The following is a 6,530-nucleotide window of genomic DNA, read 5'->3' as shown; positions in this document are numbered from 1 at the left end:
TACTCGTCACTTCGACACTACCCACAAGAACAAGCGTACTACCCCGGACAAAATTGAGATCAAGAAATATGATCCGGTTGTTCGCAAGCACGTGATCTACAAGGAAGGCAAAATCAAGTAATTGATTTTTCCCGACTTACAAAAAAGGCCCGTATCTCACGATGCGGGCCTTTTTTGTTGCCTCGAATATTTGCAAGCTGTCTGCGTAGGAGCTGCCGAAGGCTGCGATCTTTTGATCTTTTTTTAAGGATCAAGATCAAAAGATCGCAGCCTTCGCCAGCTCCTACAGGGGAGGGGTATGGATCAAGCCTTCTGTTCGAAAATCACATAAATCTTGCGGCAAGCCTCCAGCACTTCCCAAGTGCCACGAAACCCCGCCGGAATCACAAATCGATCACCAACACGCAACGTCTTGGCATTGCCATCGCTGTCACGCAGCACCGACACACCCTGCAAAATCTCGCAGTATTCGTGCTCGGTGTAATTCACCGTCCACTGGCCAACCGCACCTTCCCACACGCCAACGCCCATCTGCCCACACGGACTGTCGTACTGATGGAACACCGCTTGTTCAGGATCACCCTTGAGCACTTTCGCCGGATCCGGGCGATAGCGTTCGGCTTCGCTGCTGGTCAGGCTGATGTCGACGACGTTCTGGATGTTCATTGTTGTTATCCCCTGTGAATACGGCGCGATTGGCTGGAAAGGGCCAAAGTCTATGTTGATTAAAATCAACACCGCAAGGCCGTATGGCCACCTTATGTCAAATATATTGAAACAACACCGGCCGCTGGTTTAGGGTGGCGGGTGCCTCTGGCCGAAATAACCGGCTGGCCGGGCAGAATTCTTGAGGACGCTGGCGAAGATCGCGCGGCGCTCGTATTCAACAAGCGGAGGACACTCGAAATGACCACCCTGACTCGTGCCGACTGGGAACAACGCGCCCGCGACCTGAAAATCGAAGGCCGCGCCTACCTGAATGGCGAATACACCGACGCCGTCTCCGGCGAGACCTTCGAGTGCATCAGCCCGGTCGATGGCCGTCTGCTCGGCAAGATTGCCAGCTGTGACGCCGCCGACGCGCAGCGCGCTGTGGAAAACGCCCGCGCTACTTTCAATTCCGGCGTGTGGTCGCGTCTGGCACCGACCAAACGCAAAGCCACCATGATCCGTTTCGCCAGCCTGCTCAAGCAGCACGCCGAAGAACTGGCCCTGCTCGAAACCCTCGACATGGGCAAGCCGATCAGCGATTCGCTGTACATCGACGTTCCGGGCGCGGCGCAAGCGCTGAGCTGGAGCGGTGAAGCGATCGACAAGATTTACGACGAAGTGGCAGCGACGCCGCACGATCAGCTCGGTCTGGTAACCCGCGAGCCCGTCGGTGTGGTCGGTGCGATCGTGCCGTGGAACTTCCCGCTGATGATGGCCTGCTGGAAGCTCGGCCCGGCGCTGTCGACCGGTAACTCGGTGATCCTCAAGCCGTCGGAAAAATCCCCGCTGACCGCCATCCGCATCGCCGCGCTGGCCGTTGAAGCCGGCATTCCGAAAGGCGTGCTCAACGTGCTGCCGGGCTACGGTCACACCGTTGGCAAGGCGCTGGCCCTGCACAACGATGTCGACACGCTGGTGTTCACCGGTTCGACCAAGATCGCCAAGCAACTGATGATCTACTCCGGCGAATCGAACATGAAACGCGTCTGGCTCGAAGCCGGCGGCAAGAGCCCGAACATCGTCTTTGCCGATGCGCCGGATCTGCAAGCTGCAGCTGAATCCGCTGCCAGTGCCATCGCCTTCAACCAGGGCGAAGTCTGCACTGCCGGTTCGCGTCTGCTGGTCGAGCGTTCGATCAAGGAAAAATTCCTGCCGATGGTGATCGAGGCACTGAAAACCTGGAAGCCGGGCAACCCGCTGGATCCGGCCACCAACGTTGGTGCGCTGGTCGACACGCAGCAGATGAACACCGTGCTGTCGTACATCGAATCCGGTCATACCGATGGCGCCAAACTGGTCGCCGGCGGCAAGCGCATTCTTCAGGAAACCGGCGGTACTTACGTTGAGCCGACGATTTTCGACGGCGTGAGCAACGCGATGAAGATCGCTCAGGAAGAGATCTTCGGGCCAGTGCTGTCGGTTATCGCTTTCGATACCGCTGAAGAAGCCATCCAGATCGCCAACGACACGCCGTATGGCCTGGCCGCTGCGGTGTGGACGCAAGACATCTCCAAGGCGCACCTGACCGCCAAAGCGCTGCGCGCCGGTAGCGTGTGGGTCAACCAATACGACGGCGGCGACATGACTGCACCGTTTGGTGGCTTCAAGCAGTCGGGCAATGGCCGTGATAAATCGCTGCACGCGTTCGACAAATACACCGAGCTGAAAGCGACGTGGATCAAGCTGTAAGCCGTTAGCGAGGATCTGCTCGCGAGAACAGATCCTCCAGACGAAGCAGATCCCCTGTGGGAGCGAGCCTGCTCGCGAAAGCGGTGTATCAGTCAGCCTATGTGCTGAATGTGAAACCGTTTTCGCGAGCAGGCTCGCTCCCACATTTGTTTGATGTGACCTCAAAAAATAATTATCCACAGGAGCGTGGAACATGCGTTGGGCGACGTATTTCGCCGTGTTGGCGTCTGTCTTGAGTGTCGGCCTGGCCCTGGGGGTCAGCATGCCGTTGGTGTCGTTGCGTCTGGAGGGCTGGGGCTACGGTTCCTTCGCCATCGGTGTGATGGCGGCGATGCCGGCGATTGGCGTGTTGCTCGGCGCGAAGATTTCCAGTCATCTGGCGGCGCGCTTCGGCACGGCGAACCTGATGCGCCTGTGCCTGTGGGCGGGCGCGTTGTCGATCGGCTTGCTGGCGTTATTGCCGAGCTATCCGATCTGGTTGGTGCTGCGCCTGATGATCGGCGTGATCCTGACCATCGTGTTCATCCTCGGCGAAAGCTGGATCAATCAACTGGTGGTCGAGAATTGGCGCGGTCGTCTGGTGGCGCTGTATGGCAGCAGCTATGCGTTGAGCCAGTTGTCTGGCCCGCTGCTGCTGGGTGCGCTCGGCACTGAAGACGATTACGGATTCTGGATGGGCGTCGGCTTGCTGTTGGTTTCGCCGCTGCTGTTGTTGGGTCGCAGCGGTGCGCCAAGCAGTGAAGCGAGCAGCGTGACCTTCCGCGACCTATGGGGATTTGCGCGTGAGCTGCCGGCGATTGCCTGGGCGGTGTCATTGTTTGCCGCGTTCGAAGCGATGATCCTGACGCTGCTGCCGGTGTATTGCCTGCAACAGGGCTTTACCGCCGAGATCGCTTTGGCGATGGTCAGCACCGTGGTGGTCGGTGATGCGCTGCTGCAACTGCCGATTGGCGCATTGGCCGATTACCTGTCGCGGCGCACGCTGTTCGCGGGTTGCGCGGTGGTGTTGATGTTGTCGAGTCTGGCGATTCCGCTGTTACTCGATACGCTGCTGATCTGGCCGTTGTGGGTGTTGTTCGGCGCCAGTGCTGGCGGCCTGTTTACGCTGTCGCTGATCTTGATTGGCGAGCGTTATCGCGACGATGCGCTGGTGCGGGCGAATGCGCACATTGCCCAGCTTTGGGGCGTGGGTTGCCTGATCGGGCCGTTGGCGGCGGGGGCGGGGAGCCAGTGGATCAGCGGGCATGCGTTGCCGCTGTTGATGGCGATCGGGGCGTTTGGGTTGGTGATTTTGCTGTTGCGCCAAGGGGCATTCGGCCCGGTGACCGAACCTGCGTAGATCAAAAGATCGCAGCCTTCGGCAGCTCCTACAGGGGAATGCATTTCAAACTGTAGGAGCTGCCGAAGGCTGCGATCTTTTGCTTTTAAAGCATGCGTTCCAGGCCGACGCTGGTGCTGAACCACGCATTAAACCGTCGCCACCAGCTCCCCGGTTCCTTGGTCAGCGTATGCATCTGGCCATTGTCCTCGGTGACCCAGACGATGTTCCCGTCCTGCAATTTCGCCTGATAACTCAACGCCGGGGCCATACCCTGCAACGCCAATTCGCGCACATGCTCAGCCAGCTCTGGACTGTCCACCAACACCCCGACCTCGGTATTCCACAACACCGAGCGCGGATCAAAGTTGAACGAGCCGATAAACGATTTCTGTCGATCAAAAATCATCGCCTTACTGTGCAAACTCGAATCCGAGCCACGGAACGACTTGCTGTAAAACACATGCGGGCCACTGCCATCGTTATCCCCAGGCTGGCGGCGCAGTTCATACAGTTTCACACCGTGTTCCAGCAGCGCCTTGCGATACGGCGCATAACCGCCATGCACCGCCGGCACGTCGGTGGCTTCCAGTGAGTTGGTCAGCAGGCTCACGGAAACACCCGCATCAGCACGCCCGGTCAGATAGACCAGCCCCGGTTGCCCCGGCACAAAGTACGCCGAAATCATGATCAGCTCTTTGCTGACGTTCTTCAGTTCCGGCGCCAGTTGCGTGGTCAGCAGCAAGTGCGGATCCGGCTCATCCTTGGCCAGTACCTTGCTCGGCGCGTCCCACAGCGCCTGATTCCACGCCCAGATCAGTTCGTTGCGCCAGATGTCCATGCGCGGCTCGGTGGTGAACGTCATTAACTGCTGATACAGCGCGTGATTTTGTTGGCGGGTTTCTTCCAGCGATTCTTCCAGGCGCGTGCGGGTGTTCTGCAAGTCCTTGGCCGACGGTTTGCTGGAGAGAAATTCATCGATCGGTTTGCTCAGCGCACTGTTCCAGTACTGATCGAAACTATGCCCGAGCTGCTCGGCCACCGGCCCCATGCTGAGCATGTCGATGTCGGTGAAATTCAGGTTCGGCTCGGCATCGAAATACTCGTCGCCCAGATTGCGCCCGCCGACGATGGCCGCGCTGTTGTCCGCCAGCCACAATTTGTTATGCATGCGCCGGTGCTGCAGTGACAGGTTGAACAGGCGCCCGGCCGCGCGGGTGACGCCGGTGCTGCGGCCCAGATGCAGCGGGTTGAACAGACGAATCTGGATCTGCGGATGCGCCGCCAGCGTGGCGATGATCTGGTCGAGACCGTCGCTGGTGGTGTCGTCGAGCAGGATGCGTACGCGCACGCCACGGTCGGCAGCCTTGAGCAGTTCCTCGACGAGCATTCGCGTGCTGACGCCGTCGTGGACGATGTAGTACTGCAAATCGAGGCTGACCTGCGCGTGGCGGATCAGCTCGGCGCGGGCGGTGAAGGATTCGGTGCTGTTGGACAGCAGGCGGAAGCCGGAGCGGCCTTCATGCGGTGCGGCCTGAGCCTGAATCGAACGGCCAAACGCCGAGCTGCTGGCCGGCAAGGCCTGGCTGGGCTCGCGTTGCACATCGACACTGGCGCAGCCGGCGAGCGACAACACGAAGATCAGAAGCAGGAGAGGGCTGGATCGCAAGTCGGATCATTCCGCGTGTGAGTAGGGATCGGAGTATGGCACGGGTTATGACCGTCATCGGCGGCGTTTGATTCAGGAAAAATCTGCCGTGGGGAACCGCCCGGTTTGAGCGCTGTGTAGGCAATGGCCGACGGGCAGGAAAAGAGAATTTTTGAAGTAGGGCATTTCGCCTACTCCTGTCAGCTACGGCCTCAGGCGAATTTTCTCTGGGTGCTTTGTAACTTCGTCTTACATCGGAAACGGGGGCAAATCGCAATAATAGCCGGGCGTTGTCAGGCAGGAAATTTCGCTATTTCTCGCCAGACAGAACGCTACTTGCTGTCGTCCTTTTAATTCTTACGGAACGAGAATTTCTCATGAAAAAGCTTTTCATCAGCGCCACGGTGGTGGCTTCGTTGTTGCCTGCTCTTGCCCTCGCAGAAAGTGCCAGCCTCACGGTTAGCGGCACGATTATTCCGACGGCGTGTACGCCAAGTTTTGACAGGGGAAGCGTTGTCGATCTGGGCAAGATTTCGGCGGCGGATCTTAACGCCAATACGCAAACCGAGCTGGAGCTGAAAGACATTACCCTGACGATGAACTGCAACGGTCGGGTACCGGTCGCGGTGAGGGTGCATGACAATCAGGCATCGACCCAACTGGATGGCATCACCATCGATGGTCGTGCAGAGAAGATGTACATCTACGGGATGGGCGCTGCCAGCGGCGTCAAGATTGGTGGTTATGGTTTGCGCCACGGAACGCCGACGGTGGACGCCTTGGCGATGTCGCTCATGTATCAGCAGGGCGGCGGTATCGGAGGTCCGAGCTGGGTGGAGCCGTCTTCAACACTGGTTGCCAAAAATGCCTCTGACGGAGGTTACATTCATTATTCCTGGGGGCGCAGCGTGGCTGAAGGCCCAATCAACGGGATAAAGCACACCCTGCCAATGACACTGGTGCCGGTTGTGCGCGCTGCCAGTGCGCTGCCCACCGGCTCTGACATCACCCTTGACGGCTCCGCGACGTTTGAACTGGTTTACCTCTGAGTTCAAGCGATACGTGAACACCGTCGACTTTTGAACAAACACGCACCGCAGTTCTTGCGGTGCATCGTTATCTGCGCCTCGGGCGCACCTTTCCACGAATACGTTTTCAAGGATG

At 58.8% G+C, this 6,530-nt stretch carries 6 protein-coding genes; 4 read left to right on the top strand and 2 right to left on the bottom strand.

Annotated features, from left to right (window positions below; genetic code table 11):
- A partial coding sequence (gene rpmG / locus ACIP66_RS17980; RefSeq protein ID WP_400649622.1) for a 50S ribosomal protein L33 occupies positions 1-121 on the top strand: 121 nt, incomplete at its 5' end.
- A 182-nt stretch (positions 122-303) separates the two neighbouring features.
- Here the strand turns inward: rpmG and ACIP66_RS17975 are convergent.
- On the bottom strand, positions 304-666 hold the full coding sequence (locus tag ACIP66_RS17975; RefSeq protein WP_150649022.1) for a cupin domain-containing protein: 363 nt from the start codon (positions 664-666) through the stop codon (positions 304-306).
- Positions 667-906: 240 nt separating this feature from the next.
- Here ACIP66_RS17975 and ACIP66_RS17970 point away from each other — a divergent pair, with 240 nt between their 5' ends.
- Both ACIP66_RS17970 and ACIP66_RS17965 read left to right on the top strand, forming a co-directional pair.
- Entirely contained in the window at positions 907-2,400 is a 1,494-nt protein-coding gene (locus ACIP66_RS17970; protein ID WP_400649619.1) for an aldehyde dehydrogenase, read from the top strand.
- 193 nt (positions 2,401-2,593) lie between these two features.
- The gene (locus ACIP66_RS17965; RefSeq protein ID WP_400649616.1) at positions 2,594-3,739 is read left to right on the top strand and encodes an MFS transporter; all 1,146 of its coding nucleotides are present in this window, start codon (positions 2,594-2,596) and stop codon (positions 3,737-3,739) included.
- 85 nt (positions 3,740-3,824) lie between these two features.
- On the opposite strand, the gene ACIP66_RS17960 is transcribed toward ACIP66_RS17965, so the two are convergent.
- Complete coding sequence (locus ACIP66_RS17960; RefSeq protein ID WP_400649614.1) at positions 3,825-5,387, bottom strand: phospholipase D family protein; 1,563 nt, start codon at positions 5,385-5,387, stop codon at positions 3,825-3,827.
- A 356-nt stretch (positions 5,388-5,743) separates the two neighbouring features.
- On the opposite strand from ACIP66_RS17960, the gene ACIP66_RS17955 reads away from it, so the two are divergent.
- A complete protein-coding gene (locus tag ACIP66_RS17955) occupies positions 5,744-6,415 on the top strand; it encodes a DUF1120 domain-containing protein (RefSeq protein WP_400649611.1) in 672 nt (223 codons plus the stop codon).
- The last annotated feature ends 115 nt before the right edge of the window (positions 6,416-6,530 follow it).

This window comes from Pseudomonas sp. NPDC088429, assembly GCF_044753305.1.
GTDB classification, from domain to species: domain Bacteria; phylum Pseudomonadota; class Gammaproteobacteria; order Pseudomonadales; family Pseudomonadaceae; genus Aquipseudomonas; species Aquipseudomonas rustica.
The sequence above is the reverse complement of the archived record's forward strand: the minus strand, read 5'-3'. Positions and strand labels throughout refer to the sequence as shown.